Origin of the sequence: Pseudomonas sp. NFACC39-1, assembly GCF_900110355.1 — a bacterium.
Classification (GTDB): domain Bacteria; phylum Pseudomonadota; class Gammaproteobacteria; order Pseudomonadales; family Pseudomonadaceae; genus Aquipseudomonas; species Aquipseudomonas tehranensis.
The window spans coordinates 532068-552204 of record NZ_FODL01000001.1 but is presented as its reverse complement, the minus strand read 5'-3'; the positions used below and the strand labels follow the sequence as shown (position 1 = coordinate 552204).

The 20137-nt window shown below is 60.2% G+C and carries 21 protein-coding genes; 13 read left to right on the top strand and 8 right to left on the bottom strand.

Annotated features, from left to right (window positions below; translation table 11 throughout):
- Window positions 1-154 precede the first annotated feature (154 nt).
- The 5 genes from lptB to BMY45_RS02470 are packed head-to-tail and all read right to left on the bottom strand — an operon-like array spanning window position 155 to window position 3493.
- Window positions 155-880: an LPS export ABC transporter ATP-binding protein gene (gene lptB, locus BMY45_RS02490; protein ID WP_047228667.1), complete on the bottom strand. Its 726-nt coding sequence runs from the start codon at window positions 878-880 to the stop codon at window positions 155-157.
- A complete protein-coding gene (gene lptA, locus BMY45_RS02485; RefSeq protein ID WP_092394089.1) occupies window positions 880-1428 on the bottom strand; it encodes a lipopolysaccharide transport periplasmic protein LptA in 549 nt (182 codons plus the stop codon). The genes lptB and lptA overlap by 1 nt, the downstream gene beginning before the upstream one ends.
- Window positions 1415-1987, bottom strand: coding sequence for an LPS export ABC transporter periplasmic protein LptC (gene lptC / locus BMY45_RS02480; protein WP_092394086.1), 573 nt, complete (start codon window positions 1985-1987; stop codon window positions 1415-1417). The genes lptA and lptC overlap by 14 nt, the downstream gene beginning before the upstream one ends.
- A 7-nt stretch (window positions 1988-1994) precedes the next feature.
- Entirely contained in the window at window positions 1995-2519 is a 525-nt protein-coding gene (locus BMY45_RS02475; RefSeq protein WP_092394083.1) for a KdsC family phosphatase, read from the bottom strand.
- Window positions 2519-3493 (bottom strand): KpsF/GutQ family sugar-phosphate isomerase, encoded by a 975-nt coding sequence (locus tag BMY45_RS02470; protein WP_092394079.1) that lies wholly within the window; start codon window positions 3491-3493, stop codon window positions 2519-2521. The genes BMY45_RS02475 and BMY45_RS02470 overlap by 1 nt, the downstream gene beginning before the upstream one ends.
- A gap of 274 nt (window positions 3494-3767) precedes the next feature.
- Between BMY45_RS02470 and BMY45_RS02465 the strand changes: the two genes are divergently transcribed.
- The 10 genes from BMY45_RS02465 to hisC all read left to right on the top strand — a co-directional run bounded on the left by BMY45_RS02465 (window position 3768) and on the right by hisC (window position 11731).
- Entirely contained in the window at window positions 3768-4577 is an 810-nt protein-coding gene (locus BMY45_RS02465; protein ID WP_092394076.1) for an ATP-binding cassette domain-containing protein, read from the top strand.
- The gene (mlaE, locus tag BMY45_RS02460) at window positions 4577-5374 is read left to right on the top strand and encodes a lipid asymmetry maintenance ABC transporter permease subunit MlaE (protein WP_092394073.1); all 798 of its coding nucleotides are present in this window, start codon (window positions 4577-4579) and stop codon (window positions 5372-5374) included. Before BMY45_RS02465 ends, mlaE begins: the two co-directional genes overlap by 1 nt.
- Complete coding sequence (mlaD, locus tag BMY45_RS02455) at window positions 5374-5841, top strand: outer membrane lipid asymmetry maintenance protein MlaD (protein ID WP_047228660.1); 468 nt, start codon at window positions 5374-5376, stop codon at window positions 5839-5841. The genes mlaE and mlaD overlap by 1 nt, the downstream gene beginning before the upstream one ends.
- Window positions 5842-5852: 11 nt before the next feature.
- On the top strand, window positions 5853-6506 hold the full coding sequence (locus tag BMY45_RS02450; protein ID WP_092394070.1) for an MlaC/ttg2D family ABC transporter substrate-binding protein: 654 nt from the start codon (window positions 5853-5855) through the stop codon (window positions 6504-6506).
- Window positions 6503-6820 (top strand): STAS domain-containing protein, encoded by a 318-nt coding sequence (locus BMY45_RS02445; protein WP_092394067.1) that lies wholly within the window; start codon window positions 6503-6505, stop codon window positions 6818-6820. The genes BMY45_RS02450 and BMY45_RS02445 overlap by 4 nt, the downstream gene beginning before the upstream one ends.
- A gap of 114 nt (window positions 6821-6934) precedes the next feature.
- Window positions 6935-7174: a BolA family protein gene (locus BMY45_RS02440; protein ID WP_047228657.1), complete on the top strand. Its 240-nt coding sequence runs from the start codon at window positions 6935-6937 to the stop codon at window positions 7172-7174.
- 22 nt (window positions 7175-7196) lie between these two features.
- The gene (gene murA, locus BMY45_RS02435; protein ID WP_092394064.1) at window positions 7197-8462 is read left to right on the top strand and encodes a UDP-N-acetylglucosamine 1-carboxyvinyltransferase; all 1266 of its coding nucleotides are present in this window, start codon (window positions 7197-7199) and stop codon (window positions 8460-8462) included.
- Between the two features lie 129 nt (window positions 8463-8591).
- Window positions 8592-9227: an ATP phosphoribosyltransferase gene (gene hisG, locus BMY45_RS02430; protein ID WP_092394061.1), complete on the top strand. Its 636-nt coding sequence runs from the start codon at window positions 8592-8594 to the stop codon at window positions 9225-9227.
- A 123-nt stretch (window positions 9228-9350) separates the two neighbouring features.
- A complete protein-coding gene (gene hisD / locus BMY45_RS02425; RefSeq protein ID WP_092394058.1) occupies window positions 9351-10676 on the top strand; it encodes a histidinol dehydrogenase in 1326 nt (441 codons plus the stop codon).
- Between the two features lie 2 nt (window positions 10677-10678).
- Window positions 10679-11731, top strand: a complete 1053-nt coding sequence (hisC, locus tag BMY45_RS02420) for a histidinol-phosphate transaminase (RefSeq protein WP_092394055.1) — start codon at window positions 10679-10681, stop codon at window positions 11729-11731.
- 125 nt (window positions 11732-11856) lie between these two features.
- Here hisC and BMY45_RS02415 read toward each other — a convergent pair whose 3' ends face one another.
- From BMY45_RS02415 to algW, 3 genes are all read right to left on the bottom strand, one after another.
- Window positions 11857-12576: a DUF4198 domain-containing protein gene (locus BMY45_RS02415; protein ID WP_092394052.1), complete on the bottom strand. Its 720-nt coding sequence runs from the start codon at window positions 12574-12576 to the stop codon at window positions 11857-11859.
- A gap of 12 nt (window positions 12577-12588) precedes the next feature.
- Window positions 12589-14694, bottom strand: a complete 2106-nt coding sequence (locus BMY45_RS02410) for a TonB-dependent siderophore receptor (RefSeq protein ID WP_092394049.1) — start codon at window positions 14692-14694, stop codon at window positions 12589-12591.
- Between the two features lie 272 nt (window positions 14695-14966).
- Window positions 14967-16127 (bottom strand): Do family serine endopeptidase AlgW, encoded by a 1161-nt coding sequence (algW, locus tag BMY45_RS02405; RefSeq protein ID WP_092394046.1) that lies wholly within the window; start codon window positions 16125-16127, stop codon window positions 14967-14969.
- A gap of 104 nt (window positions 16128-16231) precedes the next feature.
- Between algW and BMY45_RS02400 the strand changes: the two genes are divergently transcribed.
- The 3 genes from BMY45_RS02400 to cysN all read left to right on the top strand — a co-directional run bounded on the left by BMY45_RS02400 (window position 16232) and on the right by cysN (window position 20066).
- A complete protein-coding gene (locus BMY45_RS02400) occupies window positions 16232-16990 on the top strand; it encodes a Nif3-like dinuclear metal center hexameric protein (protein ID WP_092394043.1) in 759 nt (252 codons plus the stop codon).
- Window positions 16991-17240: 250 nt separating this feature from the next.
- Entirely contained in the window at window positions 17241-18158 is a 918-nt protein-coding gene (gene cysD / locus BMY45_RS02395) for a sulfate adenylyltransferase subunit CysD (RefSeq protein WP_092394040.1), read from the top strand.
- A gap of 9 nt (window positions 18159-18167) precedes the next feature.
- Window positions 18168-20066, top strand: a complete 1899-nt coding sequence (gene cysN, locus BMY45_RS02390) for a sulfate adenylyltransferase subunit CysN (protein WP_092394037.1) — start codon at window positions 18168-18170, stop codon at window positions 20064-20066.
- Window positions 20067-20137 lie beyond the last annotated feature (71 nt).

Genomic DNA, 20137 nt, shown 5'->3' with positions numbered 1-20137 from the left:
TTAACACCTTATTCGCCGGCGCACATGCGCCATCCACTACAGGGCGCCGAAGCGCCAAACTTAAGCAAATTATATGCCTGAAACTGAAGTGTTTGCCTAGGGCGTCACGCAATAAAATTAGCGACGCCGAGGTGAGTGACCAGACACTTTTCGCTTACAGGCGGAACTCATGGCCCAAATACACTTCCTTGACCAGTTCATTGGCCAGGATGGTCGCGGAGTCGCCTTCGGCAATCAACTGGCCATCATTGACGATATAGGCGGTTTCACAGATATCCAGCGTTTCGCGTACGTTGTGGTCGGTGATCAATACGCCGATGCCCTTGGCCTTGAGATGGTGGATGATCTGCTTGATGTCGCCGACCGAAATCGGGTCCACGCCAGCGAATGGTTCGTCCAGCAGGATGAATTTCGGTGCGGTGGCCAGGGCGCGAGCGATTTCCACGCGGCGCCGTTCGCCACCGGACAGGCTCATGCCCAGGTTGTCGCGGATGTGGCTGATGTGGAATTCCTGCAGCAGGCTTTCCAGTTCCTGGCGGCGACCGGCCTTGTCGAGTTCCTTGCGGGTCTCGAGGATCGCCATGATGTTGTCGGCAACCGACAGTTTGCGGAAGATCGACGCTTCTTGCGGCAGATAGCCGATACCGGCCTTCGCCCGGCCATGCATCGGCTGGTGGCTGACGTCCAGATCGTCGATCAGGACGCGGCCCTGATCGGCCTGAACCAGGCCGACGATCATGTAGAAACAGGTGGTCTTGCCTGCGCCGTTGGGGCCGAGCAGGCCGACGATCTGGCCGCTGTCGATGGACAGGCTGACATCACGCACGACTTGGCGGCTCTTGTAGCTCTTGGCCAGGTGCTGAGCTTTCAGAGTTGCCATTACTGGGCCTTCTGCTCGTCGGTTTTCTTTTTCGGCTGGATGACCATGTCGATCCGTGGGCGCTGTTCGGTGACCGCGCTGCCAGTGGCGCGACCGGCGCTGGCCAGTTTTTTGTTTGTGTCGTAGACGATTTTCTCGCCCTGGGTGGTGTTGCCGTCCTTGTCGATGACCTTGGCGCGATCGATCAGCACCACGCGGTCTTTGGCGGCGTGGTACTGAATGGTTACCCCGTAGCCCTGAACCGGCTTGGTGTCGCCCGCGGTTTGCATCTGCTCGAAGTAGGCCAGGTTGCCCACCGAGGTGACGACGTCGATGTCGCCGGACTGGGTGCGGGTGATGGTCACGGTATTGCCGGTGACCTTCATCGAACCCTGGGTGATGATCACGTCACCTTTATAGGTGGCGACACCGTTCTTGTCGTCCAGTTGGGCGTCGTCGGCCTGGATGCGGATAGGCTGGTCGCGGTCGGTGGGGAGGGCCCAGGCGCTCGCGCTTCCCAGTGCTGCGCCCAGACTGAGCAAAATAGGGAGGGTTTTAGCGAGCTTCATACTGTCCTCTTACGTTCGATAGCAGGTGTATCCTGCTTTCCTTCAAATACGCTTTCATTCCCGTGCCGGTCGACACACCACCGGCGCCGTCGATTCTAACGGGTTGCTCGGTCTGCGCATATTCTCGCTGCGGGAAGACTGTCATACGACTGCTGGTAATGATGGTCGTACGGTTCTTCTCATCGGTCCGGGCGATGCGTACCGAATCAATCAGTTCCACTTCGGTGCCGTCAGGATTGACTTCGGCGCGCTCGCTTTGCACGTGCCACGGAAACTCGGTGCCCCTGAAGATGTTCAGGTCTGGCTTGGTGACCAGTGTGATCTCGCTGGCTTTGACGTGGTCGACCTTGTCGGACGTCATTTCATACTGCACTTTGCCATCGGGCAGGTATTGCAAGGTATGCGTGTTGGTCGCATACCAGTCGATATCATTTTCCTGGACCTTGACCGCGGGGCGGTCGAGGAAGCGTTCAGGGCTGATGTTCCAATAGCCCACCGCCGCGAAAATCGCTGCGATGCAGCTGAACACCACGATGGTGCGAATTTTCTTGCTTAGCATAAATGGCTCACAGGTACGCGGCGTTGGCCGCTTCAAGGCGGCCTTGGGCGCGCAAGATCAGTTCACAGAATTCACGGGCGGCGCCTTCGCCGCCCCGTGCCGTGGTGATGCCGTGGGCGTGCTCACGCACGAAGCCGGCCGCGTTGGCCACCGCCATGCCCAGGCCGACTCGACGAATCACCGGCAGGTCCGGCAGGTCGTCACCGAGGTAGGCGACCTGTTCATAGCTTAGGTTGAGTTGGCCCAGAAGCTCGTCCAGCACCACCAGTTTATCTTCGCGTCCCTGATAAAGGTGGGGGATCCCGAGGTTCTTCGCGCGCCGCTCGACCACGGGGGTCTTGCGGCCGCTGATGATGGCAGTCTGCACGCCGGCGGCCATCAGCATCTTGATGCCTTGGCCGTCGAGGGTGTTGAAGGTCTTGAATTCGCTGCCGTCTTCGAGGAAATAAAGACGGCCGTCAGTCAGAACGCCATCGACGTCGAACACGGCGAGCTTGATGTTCTTGCCTCGTAGCAGCAGGTCGGTAGTCATCACATTACTCCAGCGCGCAGCAGGTCGGACAGGTTGAAGGCGCCGATCGGACGGTCCTCGCTGTCCACCACCACCAGTGCGTTGATTCTATGGTCTTCCATGATTTTCAAGGCTTCGGCGGCCAGCATGTCGGCGCGAGCGGTCTTGCCGTGGAGGGTCATGACTTCGTCGATGGTCGCGCGGCGAATATCGATGGCGCGGTCCAGTGTGCGGCGCAGGTCTCCGTCGGTGAAGATCCCGGCAAGTTTGCCGTCGGCTTCGAGAATGACCGTCATGCCCAGGCCCTTGCGGGTCATTTCCATGAGCGCATCCTTGAGCAGCGTACCGCGTTGTACTTGCGGCAGCTCCTGGCCTGCATGCATCACGTTTTCGACTTTCAGCAGCAGGCGACGGCCCAGGGCGCCGCCGGGGTGTGAGAAAGCGAAGTCTTCAGCAGTAAAGCCCCTGGCCTCCAGCAGGGCAACGGCCAGGGCGTCGCCCATGACCAGGGCGGCGGTCGTGGAGGAGGTCGGCGCCAGGTTCAACGGGCAGGCCTCGTGCTCGACATGCACGTTGAGGTTCACTTCGGCGGCCTTGGCCAAGGGCGAATCCGGGTTACCGGTGATGCTGATCATCTGAATGCCCAGGCGTTTGATCAGCGGCAGCAGGGTAATGATCTCATTGGTGGAGCCGGAATTGGACAGGGCCAGGATGACATCGTCCCGGGTGATCATGCCCATGTCGCCATGGCTGGCTTCGGCCGGGTGAACAAAAAATGCCGTGGTTCCTGTGCTGGCCAGGGTGGCCGCAATCTTGTTGCCAATATGCCCGGACTTGCCCATGCCGACCACGACCACCCGGCCCTTGCTGGCCAGAATCATCTCGCAGGCGCGTACGAAATCAGCGTCGATATGGGGCAGCAAGCCTTGTACGGCTTCGAGCTCGAGGCGAATGGTACGTTGTGCCGATTGAATCAGATCGCTGGATTGGCTCATGTCAGAAATCGTATAGCCCGATGAAAAGGCGGCGATTATAGCGGCAATGAACAATTCCCTCACGTTAGTTCGTCATGCTTTGTGCGAACACCTCCCAAGGTTCGCCCTGAAGCTGGGACTTTCACCTTAATCCACCCTTAACGGGAGGGGGGTAACCCTTGGGCGCGCGACAGTTGCAGTGATATAGTTCGCCGCCGGTTCGGGTGCCCGGCAGTCCGGCGTTTGTCGGTTGGTCAGGGCATTCGGATGTGAGGCTGCATCGCAAGGAGTTTAGATGAGTGCCGACAACGCCTACGCGGTCGAGCTGAAGGGATTGTCCTTCAAGCGAGGGACGCGCAGCATTTTCAATGACATCGATATCCGCATTCCCCGCGGCAAGGTCACCGGCATCATGGGGCCTTCCGGGTGCGGCAAGACCACGCTGTTGCGGCTGATGGGCGCACAGTTGCGCCCCAGTGCCGGCGAAGTCTGGGTCAATGGACAGAATCTTCCAAAGCTGTCGCGCAGCGATCTGTTCGATGCGCGCAAGCACATGGGCGTGCTGTTCCAGAGCGGCGCGTTGTTCACCGATCTTGATGTGTTCGAGAATGTGGCATTCCCCTTGCGGGTCCATACCGACCTGCCGGAAGAGATGATTCGCGACATTGTCCTGCTCAAATTGCAGGCGGTCGGACTGCGTGGTGCCCTGGACTTGATGCCGGACGAACTGTCCGGTGGCATGAAGCGCCGCGTCGCCCTGGCCCGGGCGATTGCCCTTGATCCGAAGATCCTCATGTATGACGAACCCTTCGTTGGCCAGGACCCGATTGCCATGGGCGTGCTGGTGCGCCTGATTCGCCTGCTCAACGATGCGCTGGGTATTACCAGCATTGTGGTGTCCCACGATTTGGCCGAAACCGCCAGCATTGCGGACTACATCTACGTGATCGGCGACGGCCAGGTGCTGGGGCAGGGTACGCCCCAGGAATTGAAGGCCTCGGACAGCCCGCGCATTCGTCAATTCATGAAGGGTGATCCGGACGGGCCTGTGGCGTTCCATTTTCCGGCCACGGATTACCGCACCGATCTGCTGGGGAAGCGCTGATGCGCAAGAAATCACTGATAGAAAGAGTTCGCTTGTTTGGTCGTTCCGGCATCGATGTGGTGGCCGTGCTGGGCCGTTCCTCGCTGTTTCTGATGCATGCCCTGCTTGGGCGTAACTCCACGGGTGGTGGTTTTGGCCTGCTGGTGAAGCAACTGCACTCGGTGGGCGTGATGTCCCTGGTGATCATTGTGGTCTCCGGGATCTTCATCGGTATGGTCCTGGCGCTGCAGGGGTTCAACATCTTGTCCAGCTACGGTTCGGAGCAGGCGGTTGGACAGATGGTCGCGCTGACATTGTTGCGCGAACTGGGGCCTGTGGTGACCGCGTTGCTGTTTGCCGGGCGTGCCGGTTCGGCGCTGACGGCCGAAATCGGTAACATGAAGTCCACCGAGCAGTTGTCCAGTCTGGAAATGATCGGTGTCGACCCGCTCAAATACATCATCGCCCCGCGCCTGTGGGCCGGTTTCATTTCCCTGCCGGTGCTGGCGATCATTTTCAGCGTCGTGGGGATCTGGGGCGGCTCGTGGGTGGCTGTCGACTGGCTGGGTGTCTATGAAGGTTCCTACTGGTCCAACATGCAGAACAGCGTCGATTTTCTCGATGACGTGCTCAACGGCGTGATCAAAAGTGCCGTATTCGCTTTCGTGGTGACCTGGATCGCCGTGTTTCAAGGCTATGACTGTGAGCCCACGTCAGAGGGGATCAGCCGTGCCACAACCAAGACCGTGGTGTACGCCTCGCTGGCGGTCCTGGGCCTTGACTTTATTCTGACCGCCTTGATGTTTGGAGATTTCTGATGCAAAACCGCACCCTGGAAATCGGTGTCGGCCTTTTCTTGCTGGCTGGCATCCTGGCTTTGCTGTTGTTGGCCCTGCGGGTCAGTGGCCTGGCGCCGACCGCAAGCACCGACACTTATAAACTTTATGCTTATTTTGACAATATCGCCGGTTTGACGGTCAGAGCCAAAGTGACCATGGCCGGTGTAACCATTGGCAAGGTCACGGCAATCGATCTGGACCGCGACAGTTTCACCGGTCGGGTGACGCTGCAGCTGGAAAAGCGCGTGGATAACCTGCCGACTGACTCCACTGCATCGATCCTCACTGCTGGGCTGCTGGGCGAGAAATACATCGGCATCAGCGTTGGCGGTGAAGAAGCTTTGCTCAAGGATGGCGGGACCATCCACGATACGCAGTCGTCACTGGTGCTCGAGGACCTGATCGGTAAATTCCTGCTCAATACCGTTAGCAAAGACGCCAAATGAGGAGCTTTTGAATGATCTCTATCTTGCGACGTAGCCTGTTGGTGCTGCTCGCGGCGCTGCCGCTGATGGCCAACGCCGTGGCCGCGCCTTCGGCCCATGAAATCATCCAGGACACTACCACCCGGTTGCTGGCAGACCTGGCCGCGAACAAAGAGAAATACAAGCAGGATCCGGGGGCGTTCTACGACGCGCTGAACGGCATCGTCGGTCCCGTGGTGGATGCCGACGGTATTTCCCGAAGCATCATGACCGTCAAGTACTCGCGCAAGGCGACCCCGGCGCAGATGACGCGCTTCCAGGAAAACTTCAAGCGCAGCCTGATGCAGTTCTATGGCAACGCCTTGCTCGAATACAACAACCAGGGCATCACCGTTTCGCCGGCCAAGGAGGAAAACGGCAACCGCACCAGCGTCGATATGCAGGTCAAGGGCAATAACGGCGCCATCTATCCTGTGTCCTACACACTCGAGAAAATCAACGGCGAGTGGAAGGTGCGTAACGTGATCATCAATGGCATCAACATCGGCAAGCTGTTCCGCGATCAGTTCGCTGATGCGATGCAGCACAACGGCAATGATCTGGACAAAACCATCGACGGTTGGGCCGGTGAAGTCGCCAAGGCCAAGGAAGTTGCCCAGGATGCTCAAGAGAAGCAGGCGCAATGAGTGAGTTGGCGAGTGAGTCGGCCATTCGTCTGGGCGAATCTGGCGAGCTGTTGCTCAGTGGCGTGCTGGACTATCGCACCGGTCCGGCACTGCGCAAGCAGGGTCAGGCGCTGATCGGCTCCGCCGGCGCCGCAGAGCTGGTCATTGACTGCTCGGCGGTGCAGAAGTCCAGCAGTGTTGGCTTGTCCCTGCTGCTGTGCTTTGTGCGTGACGCCGAGGCCGCCGGCAAGGCATGGAGCATCCGTGGGATGCCCGAAGACATGCGCGAAATAGCCCAGGTCAGCGAACTGACCGAGCTATTGGTGCACTCCTGACCCACATCCCTGAAAAAGCCCCCCGTCAGAGTCCTGCTTCGCGGGGTTCGCAGGCGCGGGGCTTTTTTGTATGATGTGCGACCCGTGCGCACAGGGCGCCGATAGAGGTTGAGCATGCAGGCCGTAGAAGTGAAGAGCTTCCTTGAAGGAAAGCTGCCCGAAACTGTCATTGAAGTTGAGGGCGAAGGCTGCAACTTTCAGCTGAACGTGATCAGCGATGAACTGGCGGCGTTGAGCCCGGTGAAGCGTCAGCAGCAGATCTATGCCCATTTGAACCCGTGGATCGCCGATGGCAGCATCCATGCGGTCACTATGAAATTTTTCAGCCGCGCGGCCTGGGCCGAGCGCACCTGAGCCCAAGGGCGTCGAGATTCTTATGGATAAACTGATTATTACCGGCGGCGTTCGTCTTGATGGCGAAATCCGCATCTCCGGGGCAAAGAACTCCGCCCTGCCGATCCTGGCCGCAACGTTGCTGTGCGATGGCCCGGTGACCGTGGCGAACCTGCCGCACCTGCACGACATCACCACCATGATCGAGCTGTTCGGTCGCATGGGCATTGAACCGGTGATCGACGAAAAGCTCAGCGTCGAGATCGACCCGCGCACCATCAAGACCCTGATCGCCCCGTACGAACTGGTGAAAACCATGCGTGCGTCGATTCTGGTACTGGGACCGATGGTGGCCCGTTTCGGTGAAGCCGAAGTTGCCTTGCCGGGCGGTTGCGCCATCGGCTCGCGTCCGGTGGACCTGCATATCCGTGGCCTGGAAGCCATGGGTGCGGTGATCGACGTCGAGGGCGGTTACATCAAGGCCAAGGCGCCTGAAGGCGGTCTGCGCGGTGCTCACTTCTTCTTCGATACCGTCAGTGTGACCGGTACCGAGAACATCATGATGGCGGCCGCACTGGCCCGCGGCCGCAGCGTATTGCAAAACGCCGCCCGTGAGCCTGAAGTGGTCGATCTCGCCAACTTCCTGATCGCCATGGGCGCCAAGATCAGCGGCGCCGGCACCGATACCATCACCATCGATGGTGTCGAGCGCCTGCATTCGGCCACTTACAAAGTGATGCCGGACCGGATCGAAACCGGCACCTACCTGGTGGCTGCTGCTGTCACCGGTGGCCGCGTCAAGGTCAAGGACACCGATCCGACCATCCTTGAAGCCGTCCTGGAGAAACTCAAGGAAGCCGGTGCCGAAGTCACCTGCGGCGAAGACTGGATCGAAGTGAACATGCACGGTAAGCGGCCTAAAGCCGTCAACGTGCGGACCGCCCCGTACCCGGCGTTCCCGACGGACATGCAGGCGCAGTTCATTTCGCTCAATGCCATTGCCGAAGGCACCGGTGCAGTCATCGAAACGATCTTCGAAAACCGCTTCATGCATGTGTACGAACTGCACCGCATGGGTGCCAAGATCCAGGTCGAAGGCAACACCGCCATCGTGACCGGTACCGAGAAACTCAAGGGCGCGCCAGTGATGGCCACCGACCTGCGGGCTTCGGCCAGCCTGGTGATTTCGGCCCTGGTTGCCGAAGGCGACACCCTGATCGACCGTATCTACCACATCGACCGTGGTTACGAGTGCATCGAAGAGAAACTGCAGATGCTCGGCGCCAAGATCCGCCGCGTACCGGGCTAGGTCCGGCTGCATGGGCGCAGGGACGCGCCTGTTGATTTCGTTTCAGGTCGAGGGTGGTAACACCCTCGATGTGTGTCCGGCGCCGCTTGCGACCGGGCATGAGTACCTTGATAAGGACTGACGTTTCCCATGTTGACCATTGCACTGTCCAAGGGCCGCATCCTTGATGACACCTTGCCGCTTCTGGCTGAAGCGGGCATCGTGCCGACCGAGAATCCGGACAAGAGCCGCAAGCTGATCATTCCCACGACTCAAGCCGATGTACGCTTGCTGATCGTGCGCGCCACCGATGTTCCGACTTACGTTGAACATGGCGCCGCCGACCTGGGCGTTGCCGGTAAGGACGTGCTGATGGAATACGGCGGCCAGGGCCTGTACGAGCCGCTGGACCTGCGGATCGCCCGCTGCAAGCTGATGACCGCCGGCAAAGTCGGCGCGCTAGAGCCCAAGGGCCGTTTGCGGGTGGCGACCAAGTTCGTCAACATTGCCAAGCGTTATTACGCCGAGCAGGGCCGTCAGGTCGACATCATCAAGTTGTACGGTTCGATGGAGCTGGCGCCGTTGATCGGCCTGGCGGACAAGATCATCGATGTGGTCGACACCGGCAACACACTGCGGGCCAATGGCCTGGAACCTCAGGATTTCATCGCTGACATCACCTCCCGGCTGATCGTCAACAAGGCTTCGATGAAAATGCAGCACGCCCGTATCCAGGCTCTGATCGATACCCTGCGCAAGGCAGTGGAATCGCGACACCGCGGCTGATTCACCTGCGCGACCTTGAGTCGCGCCCGTCTATCCGTGTCATAGCCAATTTTCTCAGGTGCCCACGCGAATGGACTGGTAGCTTAGGGCGCCTGAGCATTTGCCATTAATGAGGCCCTCGCTATGACCGCTCCCACTTCGATTCGCCGACTCAACGCTGCCGATCCGGATTTTGCGCATCATCTGGATCATCTGCTGAGCTGGGAAAGTGTGTCTGATGACTCGGTCAATCAGCGGGTGCTGGACATCATCAAGGCTGTGCGCGAGCGTGGCGACGCAGCTTTGGTGGAGTTCACCCAGAAATTCGATGGCCTGCAAGTGGCGTCCATGGCTGATCTGATCCTGCCGCGCGAGCGTCTGGAGCTGGCCCTGACCCGGATCACCGTGCCGCAGCGCGAAGCTCTGGAAAAAGCCGCATCGCGGGTGCGCGACTATCACGAGAGGCAGAAACAGGATTCCTGGACCTACACCGAAGCCGACGGCACGGTGCTGGGTCAAAAGGTCACGCCGCTGGACCGCGCCGGCTTGTACGTGCCGGGTGGCAAGGCGTCGTATCCGTCCTCGGTGTTGATGAACGCCATTCCGGCCAAGGTCGCCGGCGTGACCGAAGTGGTCATGGTGGTGCCGACCCCTCGCGGTGAAATCAACGAACTGGTGCTGGCCGCCGCCTGCATCGCAGGCGTGGACCGGGTGTTCACCATCGGCGGCGCCCAGGCCGTGGCGGCTCTGGCCTATGGCACCGAGAGCGTGCCGCGGGTCGACAAGGTGGTGGGTCCTGGCAACATCTATGTCGCCACCGCCAAGCGTCATGTGTTCGGTCAGGTCGGTATCGATATGATCGCCGGCCCGTCGGAGATCCTGGTGGTGTGCGATGGCCAGACCGACCCGGACTGGATCGCCATGGATCTGTTTTCCCAGGCCGAGCACGACGAAGACGCCCAGGCGATTCTGGTCAGCCCGGACGCCGAGTTCCTCGACAAAGTGGCCGCCAGCATCGATAAGTTGCTGCCGACCATGGAGCGCGCCGAGATCATCAGCACCTCGATCAACGGTCGCGGCGCGCTGATCAAGGTCAAGGACATGGAGCAGGCTATCGAGGTTGCCAACCGCATCGCGCCGGAGCACCTGGAGTTGTCGGTCGCTGACCCGCAAGCCTGGCTGCCGCAGATCCGCCACGCCGGTGCGATCTTCATGGGCCGCCACACCAGCGAAGCCCTGGGCGATTATTGCGCAGGTCCCAACCACGTGTTGCCGACTTCCGGTACGGCGCGTTTCTCGTCGCCGCTGGGGGTGTATGACTTCCAGAAACGTTCGTCGATCATCTTCTGCTCCGAGCAAGGTGCGTCCGAACTGGGCAAGACCGCTTCGGTGCTGGCCCGTGGCGAGTCGCTGAGCGCCCACGCCCGCAGTGCCGAATACCGCATTCTTGACGACAAGCAAGGAGACTGAACATGAGTAAATTCTGGAGCCCGTTCGTCAAGAACCTGGTGCCTTACGTGCCGGGCGAACAACCGAAGCTGACCCGCCTGGTCAAGCTCAACACCAACGAGAACCCCTACGGCCCATCGCCCAAGGCCCTGGCGGCGATGCAAACCGAGCTGAACGACAACCTGCGCCTGTACCCGGATCCCAACAGCGATCTGCTGAAAAACGCCGTGGCCGGCTATTACGGTGTGCAAACCAATCAGGTGTTCCTGGGCAATGGGTCGGACGAAGTGCTGGCGCACATTTTCCACGGCCTGTTGCAACACGATCAGCCGCTGTTGTTCCCGGATATCAGCTACAGCTTCTATCCGGTGTATTGCGGGTTGTACGGCATCCAGTTCGACGCGGTGCCGCTGGACGCGCAGTTCCAGATCGACCCGGCGGACTATGCCAAACCAAACGGCGGGATCATCTTTCCCAACCCGAATGCCCCGACCGGTTGCCTGTTGGCCCTGGAGGCGGTCGAGCAGATCCTCAAGGCTAGCCCGGACTCGGTGGTGGTGGTTGATGAAGCCTATATCGACTTCGGAGGCGAGACAGCCATCAGTCTGGTGGACCGCTATCCGAACCTGCTGGTCACCCAGACCCTGTCCAAGTCCCGCTCATTGGCAGGGTTGCGGGTGGGCCTGGCGGTGGGCCATCCGGACTTGATCGAAGCCCTGGAGCGGATCAAGAACAGCTTCAACTCCTACCCGCTGGATCGTCTGGCGAATGTCGGGGGCGCGGCGGCGTTCGACGATCGGGAGTATTTCGAGCAGACCTGCCGGTTGGTCATCGAGCACCGTGAATGGGTGGTGGCGCAGTTGCAAGCCAAGGGCTTTGACGTGTTGCCTTCGGCGGCCAACTTCATCTTCGCCCGTCACCCCCGGCACGATGCGGCAGGGCTGGCGGCGAAGTTACGCGAGCAGGGCGTGATCGTGCGCCATTTCAAGCAGGAGCGGATTGCCCAGTTCCTGCGGATCAGCATTGGTACGCCGGAGCAGAACCAGGCGTTGGTCGACGCCCTCGGCGAACTCTAAAGCCTGTCGCTGAACCTGATGTGGGAGCGGGCTTGCTCGCGAATGCGGAATGTCAGTCAACATCAATGCTGCTGACTCGACGCATTCGCGAGCAAGCCCGCTCCCACAGTTATGTGCTCAGGGCCTTATTCGTGATGCTCTTCACCCAGAAAGGTCAGCGAGGTGAACACCCCACGGGTTGCCACGTCCTTGTTGTCCTTGAGCGCAATTTCCATCTGCGCGGCGATCACATTCAACCCCTCGTTACGCACCAGCACTTTGGCCCGGCCTTCGGCGTCGGTTTCAGTCGATACGGTGTCCGGTGCGCTGCGGTAATCACCCACCAGCTTCACCCCGGCGGCCGGTTTGCCGTCCAGCAGCACCCGCACTGGCAGTGACTGGCCCGGGCCTACGGTCAGCGGGTCGACTTCCGGCAGGATCAGGAACTTGACCTGATCGAGTTTCGGCAGTTTCGCCCCCGGCTCGTAGATCGCCAGGCTGTACTTGAAGGTGTGGGTCGACTCAATCGCCCCCGGCACCTTGCTGCGACCTTCGTTGATCCACTTCTTGTCGGCGGTCTGGGACCACATGCCGTTGTCCAGCTCCACGGCCATCACGGCGGGTGGCTTGAGGGGTTGCAGGCGAGCATGGTCGGGCAAGCGTTCCACGGTGACCGGGATCATCTTGCCGCCCAGGTCATAGGCCCAGGCGCCGCTGATTTTCTGCGCCTTGAAGGCATTGTCCTCGGCGCCGTGGCCGTAAATCACTTCGATGTTGCCGCGCCGTTGTTCGGTCCACAGGCCATGGGCCGAGGCTTGTGTGGCCAGGAACAGGCTGAGAAGGGCGAAGGTCTTGGGGTATTTCATTGATTTTCCTTTTTACAGATCAAGGGTGAGGCTGACGGTAAAGTTGCGTGGCTCGCCGGGGTTGACCCAGTAGTTGCTGTAGGAGCGCTCGTAGTATTTTTCGTCGAAGACGTTGTTCAGGTTCAGGCCCACGGTGACGTTGTCGCTGGCCTTGTAATGGGCCAGCAGATCCACCGTGTGGTAGGCCGGCAGTTCGAAGTCCTTGCCGGCTTCGCCCGAGCGATCCCCGACGTATGTGAATGCCGCACCCACGTCGGAACCGCGCAGTTGCCCGTCCTGGAACTCGTAGACGCCGAGCAGGCTGCCGCTGTGCTTGGCCACGCCAAGGATCCTGCTGCCGGTGGGAATGGTTTCGTCACCCTTGGTTACCTCGGCATCGATGTAGGCGAAGGCGCCGATCACCCGGATGGCGTCAGTCACCTGTCCGGTGACTTGCAGGTCGAACCCCTGACTGCGGGCCTTGCCCATGGCGCGGCTGGAGTCAGTCGCCGGGTCGAGCGCCAGGACGTTTTCCTTCTCTATATGAAACGCCGCCAGGGTGGTGCTCACACGGTCGTCGAACAGCTCGCTTTTGATCCCCACTTCATAGCCAACGCCTTCCTCCGGATCGAAGGTTTTACCCCCGGCATCCAGGCCATTGTTGGGCTTGAACGAGGTGGAGGCGTTGGCGAACAGTCCGACCTCGGGTGTCAGTTGGTACAGCAGGCCGGCTCGTTGCGTGAAGGTGTCATGACGCTGGCGGCTGGTGAGCTGCGTGGTGTGATCGTCAATGCTCTGCTCGAAATGCTCATAACGCACGCCGAGCATGCCCCGCAGCTTGTCGGTGAACACAATCTGGTCCTGCAGGTTCAACGCACGGCTTTTCACCCGTTCGAAGAAGTCGCTGCCGGTACGTTGACCATCAGGTTTCGGCTGGCCGTAGACCGGATCATAGATGTCGATGGGGTAAGTGCCACCGTTGATCGTGGTTACGCGCTCGTTCTTGCGGTAGTCCTCGTACTCAGTGCCGATCAGCAGTTCGTGCTGCCAGGGGCCCAGGTCGAACAGGCCTCGCAGTTCCAGCTGGGTAATGCTGTCGTGCCAATTGTTGTCACGTTCGCGGTAGCGGCGGTTCACCGTGTGGCCGTCAGCGTTCAACGGGCGTGTCTCGGAGGCAAAGCCCCAGAGTTCACCCTGTTTGTAATGGCTGGCCAGGCGCAGTTGCCAGGCGTCGTTGAGCTGATGTTCGAGGGCGGCCTGGAGCATGTTGTTGTGGTTGTCGATGTCGCCGTCGTTGGGTTCGCCCAGGAAGGTCGAGCGGGAAACGCCGCTCCAGCGGTTGTTCGGTGCGACGATGCCGCGGTCGAATGTCGAGCTGTGGCGCACGATTTCGCTTTCCACCAGCAGCCGCGTATCGGGGCTCAGTTGCCAGCTGAGGGAGGGGGCGACGAAGACGCGCTTGCTCTGCACGTGATCGCGAAAGCTGTGATTGTCCTCGACCGCCAGGTTGACCCGCGACAGCAGATTGCCCTCAGCGTCCAGCGGCGTGTTGACGTCTAGGGCGGTGCGGTAGCGATCCCAGCTGCCAGCGCTGGTTTGCAGGGTGGTGAAGGCTTCGGGTTGGGGCTTTTTGGTGACGATGTTCACCGTGCCGCCGGGGTCGCCGCGCCCGTAAAGGCTGGCCGCCGGTCCTTTGAGCACTTCGATGCGTTCGATGTTGGCCGCGTCCGGCGTACTCGGATAACCCCGGTTGGCGCTGAAACCGTCCTTGTAGAACTCCGAAGTGGTAAAACCGCGCACGCTGTATTCGTAGAGCGTCAGGCCACCGAAGTTGTTTTGCTTCGACACGCCGCCGGCATATTCCAAGGCTCGTTCAACGTTGGTGCTGCCCAGGTCCTTGAGAACGCTGGCGGGGATCACGCTGATCGATTGCGGGATGTCCCGCAGGGCGGTGTCGGTTTTGGTGGCGCTGGCCGAGCGAGTGGCGCGATAACCCGTTACGGGACCGGTAGGGGATTCGTAGTCGGCAGAGACGTTGATGGCGTCCAGTTCCATCGGCTGGATTTCCTCGGCCATAACCGGTTCACCCAGCAGACCCAGGGCCAGGCTGGCGAGGGAAATCCGTTTTAGAGATGACATGTTATGTTGTTCCAATTCTTAGAATGGAAACAATATAACACTACTAATGAGAATATATGCTATTCCTGGCTAACTAAAATAACCGAGGCGAACGCGGTCTCTTTAGGGCGAGGGAACTTGCTCCCGCTGGGCTCTGTAGGAGCTGTCGAGTGCAACGAGGCTGCGATCTTGTCCCAGACAGTTGAGTCGCAAGCGAAAGATCAAGATCTAAAGATCGCAGCCTTCGGCAGCTCCTACAGAGCCCAGCGGGAGCAAGCTCCCTCGCCACGGGGTTACTCTTCTTCCTTGAGCACCACCGGTGCCGGCGGTGGGCGCAAACCGATTTCAGCGGTGAGCTTGAGCTCCTTGCCGTTGCGCATCACCTGGATGGTGACCTTGTCGGTGGGCTTGATCCGCGCCACCTGGTTCATTGAGCGACGGCCGTCACCGGCGGGTTCGCCGTCGATGCTCAGGATCACGTCGCCCAGTTGCAACCCGGCCTTCTGGGCCGGGCCATCGCGGAAAATGCCTGCTACCACGATCCCGGGACGCCCGGACAGGCCGAAGGATTCTGCCAGCTCCTGGGACAGCGGCTGCACTTCAATACCCAGCCAGCCCCGAATCACCTGGCCGTGCTCGATGATGGACTTCATCACTTCCATGGCCAGCTTCACCGGAATCGCAAAACCGATGCCCTGACTGCCGCCGGACTTGGAGAAGATCGCCGTGTTGATTCCGGTCAGATTGCCGTTGGCATCCACCAGCGCGCCGCCGGAGTTCCCGGGGTTGATCGCGGCGTCGGTCTGGATGAAGTCTTCGTAATTGTTCAGGCCCAACTGATTGCGCCCAGTGGCGCTGATGATGCCCATGGTCACGGTCTGGCCGACGCCGAAGGGGTTGCCGATGGCCAGGGCGACATCGCCGATGCGAATGCTGTCGGAACGCCCAATGGTGATGGCCGGCATGTTCTTCAGGTCGATCTTCAGCACCGCGAGGTCGGTTTCCGGGTCGCTGCCGATCACTCGGGCCAGGGTTTCGCGACCATCCTTGAGGGCCACCACAATCTGGTCGGCGCCGCTGGTGACGTGGTTATTGGTCAGAATATAACCTTCCGGGCTCATGATCACGCCCGAACCCAGGCTCGACTCCATGCGTTTCTGCTTGGGCGAGTTGTCGCCGAAGAAGCGCCGGAACTGCGGGTCTTCGAACAGGGGATGGCTGGACTTGTTGACGACCTTGGTGGTGTACAGGTTGACCACGGCCGGTGCCGCGATGGTCACGGCGTCGGCATAGGACACCGGTCCTTGCTGCAGTGCCTTGGTCTGTGGCGCCTGCTGCAGGTTGACGTCGAGGCTCGGCAGGCCGACCCACTCCGGATAACGCTGGATAATCAGTAGAGCGACCAGCACGCCGGCCAACAGAGGCCAGCCGGAAAAACGCAGCGCCTTGAGCATTAAGCACGTCCTACGAAGGTTGCAGACGGAGTGAGACCGCCCATAATGTCGCGCATTATACGAGGCCGCGCGCGCCTCTGAACGGGATATTTAGGAGTCTTTTCATGGCCGTAGCCCTGAACACCCTGGTAGAAGAAGCGGATCGTTATCTGGCCGCCGCCAGGATTGCCGATTACTGCCCCAACGGTTTGCAGGTCGAAGGGGCCCCTCAGGTCACGCGCATTGTCAGCGGCGTCACCGCCAGCCAAGCGTTGCTCGATGCCGCAGTGGAGACTGACGCTGATCTGGTGCTGGTGCATCACGGGTATTTCTGGAAAGGCGAAAATCCGTGCGTGACCGGCATGAAGCAGCGTCGCCTCAAAACCTTGCTCAAGCACGACATCAGTCTGCTTGCCTACCACTTGCCGCTGGATCTGCATGCCGAGGTGGGCAATAACGTGCAATTGGCCCGCCAGTTGGACATTACCGTCGAAGGACCGCTGGACCCGGACAACCCCAAGGTGGTCGGTCTGGTGGGCTCTTTGTCCGAACCGATGACACCTCGGGACTTCGCCCGTAAAGTGCAGGAAGTCATGGGCCGCGAGCCTTTGTTGATCGAAGGCGAACAGATGATCCGCCGGGTCGGCTGGTGCACTGGCGGAGGCCAGGGTTATATCGATCAGGCCGTGCTGGCCGGGGTTGATCTGTTTCTCAGTGGCGAGGCGTCCGAGCAGACCTTTCACAGCGCCCGGGAAAACGGCATCAGCTTCATCGCCGCCGGGCACCATGCGACCGAGCGCTATGGTGTGCAGGCATTGGGCGATTACCTGGCGCGGCGCTTTGCTTTGGAGCATATCTTCATAGATTGCCCGAATCCCATTTGATTGCTTATAACTCCTGTGGGAGCGGGCTTGCTCGCGAATGCGGTGGTTCAGTTGCATAAAAGTTGACTGACCCACCGCATTCGCGAGCAAGCCCGCTCCCACAAAGTCTGTGGTAACGCCCGAACCCTCAGGCATATCCATATGCTGTTTCGATCTAGTTGGCGCCCTGATTAGAAGAGGTCGCTGTGCTAGGATTCCCCGCTCGAACACGGCCCGCTGGCCGTTCATAAGAAAGTTTTCGTGAGTAGCCATGGTCGACAAACTGACGCATCTGAAACAGCTGGAGGCGGAAAGCATCCACATCATCCGCGAGGTGGCCGCCGAGTTCGATAACCCGGTGATGCTGTACTCCATCGGTAAAGACTCCGCCGTGATGCTGCACCTGGCACGCAAGGCGTTTTTCCCCGGCAAGCTGCCGTTTCCGGTGATGCACGTCGACACCCGCTGGAAATTCCAGGAAATGTACAAGTTCCGCGACCGCATGGTTGAAGAACTGGGCCTGGACCTGATCACTCACGTGAACCCGGACGGCGTGGCGCAAGGCATCAACCCGTTTACTCACGGTAGCGCCAAGCACACCGACATCATGAAGACCGAAGGCCTGAAACAGGCTTTGGACAAGCATGGTTTCGACGCTGCGTTCGGCGGTGCCCGTCGCGATGAAGAGAAGTCCCGCGCCAAGGAGCGCGTGTACTCGTTCCGCGACAGCAAGCATCGCTGGGATCCGAAGAACCAGCGCCCCGAGCTGTGGAACGTCTACAACGGCAAGGTCAACAAGGGCGAGTCGATCCGGGTATTCCCGCTGTCGAACTGGACCGAGCTGGACATCTGGCAGTACATCTACCTCGAAGGCATCCCGATCGTGCCGCTGTACTTCGCTGCCGAGCGTGAAGTGATCGAGAAGAACGGTACGCTGATCATGATTGACGACGAGCGCATCCTCGAGCACCTGTCCGATGAAGACAAAGCCCGTATCGTCAAAAAGAAAGTGCGTTTCCGCACCCTTGGCTGCTACCCGTTGACGGGCGCGGTGGAGTCCGAAGCCGAAAGCCTGACGGACATCATTCAGGAAATGCTCCTGACGCGAACTTCCGAGCGCCAGGGCCGGGTCATCGATCACGATGGCGCAGGCTCGATGGAAGATAAAAAACGTCAAGGTTATTTCTAAGGGGCTGTCATGTCGCATCAATCTGATTTGATCAGCGAGGACATCCTCGCTTACCTGGGCCAGCACGAGCGCAAAGAGCTGCTGCGTTTCTTGACCTGCGGTAACGTCGACGACGGCAAGAGCACCCTGATCGGGCGCCTGCTGCACGACTCCAAGATGATCTACGAAGATCACCTGGAAGCCATCACCCGCGACTCGAAGAAAGTCGGCACCACCGGTGACGACATCGATTTGGCGTTGCTGGTCGACGGCCTGCAGGCCGAGCGCGAGCAAGGCATCACCATCGATGTCGCGTACCGCTATTTCTCCACCGCCAAGCGCAAATTCATCATCGCCGACACCCCCGGCCATGAGCAGTACACCCGCAACATGGCCACCGGTGCTTCCACCTGTGACCTGGCGATCATCCTGGTGGACGCCCGCTACGGCGTGCAGACCCAGACCCGTCGCCACAGCTTTATCGCCTCGTTGCTGGGCATCAAGCACATCGTCGTGGCCATCAACAAGATGGACCTCAAGGACTTCGATCAGAGCGTGTTCGAGTCGATCAAGGCCGACTACCTGAAGTTCGCCGAAGGCTTGAAGATGAAGCCCACCAGCATGCACTTCGTGCCGATGTCGGCCCTCAAGGGCGACAACGTGGTGAACAAGTCCGAGCGCTCGCCGTGGTACACCGGCCAGTCGCTGATGGAAATCCTCGAGACCGTGGAAGTGGCGGGCGACCGTAACTTCACCGACCTGCGTTTCCCGGTGCAGTACGTCAACCGTCCGAACCTGAACTTCCGCGGTTTCGCCGGCACCCTGGCCAGCGGCATCGTGCACAAGGGCGACGAAGTGGTGGTGCTGCCTTCGGGCAAGAGCAGCCGCGTCAAATCCATCGTCACTTTCGAAGGCGAGCTGGAACACGCGGGCCCTGGCCAGGCGGTGACGTTGACCATGGAAGACGAGATCGACATCTCCCGTGGCGATCTGCTGGTGCATGCCGACAGCGTGCCGCCGGTGACCGACAGCTTCGAAGCGATGTTGGTGTGGATGGCCGAAGAGCCAATGCTGCCGGGCAAGAAATACGACATCAAGCGCGCCACCAGTTACGTGCCGGGCTCGATTGCCAGCATCGTCAACAAGGTCGACGTGAACACCCTGGAAGAAGGCCCGGCCAGCGCATTGCAGCTCAACGAAATCGGCAAGGTGAAGATCGCCCTGGATGCACCGATCGCCCTGGATGGTTACGAGAGCAATCGCACCACCGGCGCGTTCATCATCATCGATCGCCTGACCAATGGCACCGTGGGTGCCGGCATGATCGTGGCCCAGCCTTTGGCCCACGGCCACAGCACCCATCACGGCAAATTGGCCCATGTGTCGGTGGAAGAGCGCGCCCAGCGCTTCGGCCAGCAACCGGCCACGGTGCTGTTCAGTGGTCTGTCGGGCGCTGGCAAAAGCACGCTGGCCTATGCGGTGGAGCGCAAGCTGTTCGACATGGGCCGTGCGGTCTTCGTGCTCGATGGCCAGAACCTGCGTCATGACCTGAACAAAGGCTTGCCACAGGATCGTGCCGGGCGTACCGAAAACTGGCGCCGTGCGGCTCATGTCGCCCGCCAGTTCAACGAAGCCGGGCTGCTGACCCTCGCCGCGTTCGTCGCCCCGAATGCTGAAGGCCGTGAGCAGGCCAAGGACCTGATCGGCAAGGAGCGTCTGCTGACGGTCTATGTCCAGGCCTCGCCAGCGGTCTGTGCCCAGCGCGATCCGCAAGGGCTGTACGCTGCTGCCGGCGACAACATCCCGGGTGAGTCCTTCCCGTATGACGTGCCGCTGGACGCCGATCTGGTGATCGACACCCAGTCGCTGTCGCTGGAAGAAAGCGTCAAGCAGGTGCTGGATCTGCTGCGCAAGCGTGGGGCGATCTAAGGAACGCCGCTGTAACTAAAAGCTCGCAGATGAGTGATCATCTGCGGGCTTTTTATTGTCATCTCAAAGAT

Coding starts and splice junctions, on each gene's coding strand:
- lptB (WP_047228667.1), bottom strand. CDS start 880: ATGGCAACTCTGAAAGCTCAGCACCTGGCCAAGAGCTACAAGAGCCGC.
- lptA (WP_092394089.1), bottom strand. CDS start 1,428: ATGAAGCTCGCTAAAACCCTCCCTATTTTGCTCAGTCTGGGCGCAGCA.
- lptC (WP_092394086.1), bottom strand. CDS start 1,987: ATGCTAAGCAAGAAAATTCGCACCATCGTGGTGTTCAGCTGCATCGCA.
- BMY45_RS02475 (WP_092394083.1), bottom strand. CDS start 2,519: ATGACTACCGACCTGCTGCTACGAGGCAAGAACATCAAGCTCGCCGTG.
- BMY45_RS02470 (WP_092394079.1), bottom strand. CDS start 3,493: ATGAGCCAATCCAGCGATCTGATTCAATCGGCACAACGTACCATTCGC.
- BMY45_RS02465 (WP_092394076.1), top strand. CDS start 3,768: ATGAGTGCCGACAACGCCTACGCGGTCGAGCTGAAGGGATTGTCCTTC.
- mlaE (WP_092394073.1), top strand. CDS start 4,577: ATGCGCAAGAAATCACTGATAGAAAGAGTTCGCTTGTTTGGTCGTTCC.
- mlaD (WP_047228660.1), top strand. CDS start 5,374: ATGCAAAACCGCACCCTGGAAATCGGTGTCGGCCTTTTCTTGCTGGCT.
- BMY45_RS02450 (WP_092394070.1), top strand. CDS start 5,853: ATGATCTCTATCTTGCGACGTAGCCTGTTGGTGCTGCTCGCGGCGCTG.
- BMY45_RS02445 (WP_092394067.1), top strand. CDS start 6,503: ATGAGTGAGTTGGCGAGTGAGTCGGCCATTCGTCTGGGCGAATCTGGC.
- BMY45_RS02440 (WP_047228657.1), top strand. CDS start 6,935: ATGCAGGCCGTAGAAGTGAAGAGCTTCCTTGAAGGAAAGCTGCCCGAA.
- murA (WP_092394064.1), top strand. CDS start 7,197: ATGGATAAACTGATTATTACCGGCGGCGTTCGTCTTGATGGCGAAATC.
- hisG (WP_092394061.1), top strand. CDS start 8,592: ATGTTGACCATTGCACTGTCCAAGGGCCGCATCCTTGATGACACCTTG.
- hisD (WP_092394058.1), top strand. CDS start 9,351: ATGACCGCTCCCACTTCGATTCGCCGACTCAACGCTGCCGATCCGGAT.
- hisC (WP_092394055.1), top strand. CDS start 10,679: ATGAGTAAATTCTGGAGCCCGTTCGTCAAGAACCTGGTGCCTTACGTG.
- BMY45_RS02415 (WP_092394052.1), bottom strand. CDS start 12,576: ATGAAATACCCCAAGACCTTCGCCCTTCTCAGCCTGTTCCTGGCCACA.
- BMY45_RS02410 (WP_092394049.1), bottom strand. CDS start 14,694: ATGTCATCTCTAAAACGGATTTCCCTCGCCAGCCTGGCCCTGGGTCTG.
- algW (WP_092394046.1), bottom strand. CDS start 16,127: ATGCTCAAGGCGCTGCGTTTTTCCGGCTGGCCTCTGTTGGCCGGCGTG.
- BMY45_RS02400 (WP_092394043.1), top strand. CDS start 16,232: ATGGCCGTAGCCCTGAACACCCTGGTAGAAGAAGCGGATCGTTATCTG.
- cysD (WP_092394040.1), top strand. CDS start 17,241: ATGGTCGACAAACTGACGCATCTGAAACAGCTGGAGGCGGAAAGCATC.
- cysN (WP_092394037.1), top strand. CDS start 18,168: ATGTCGCATCAATCTGATTTGATCAGCGAGGACATCCTCGCTTACCTG.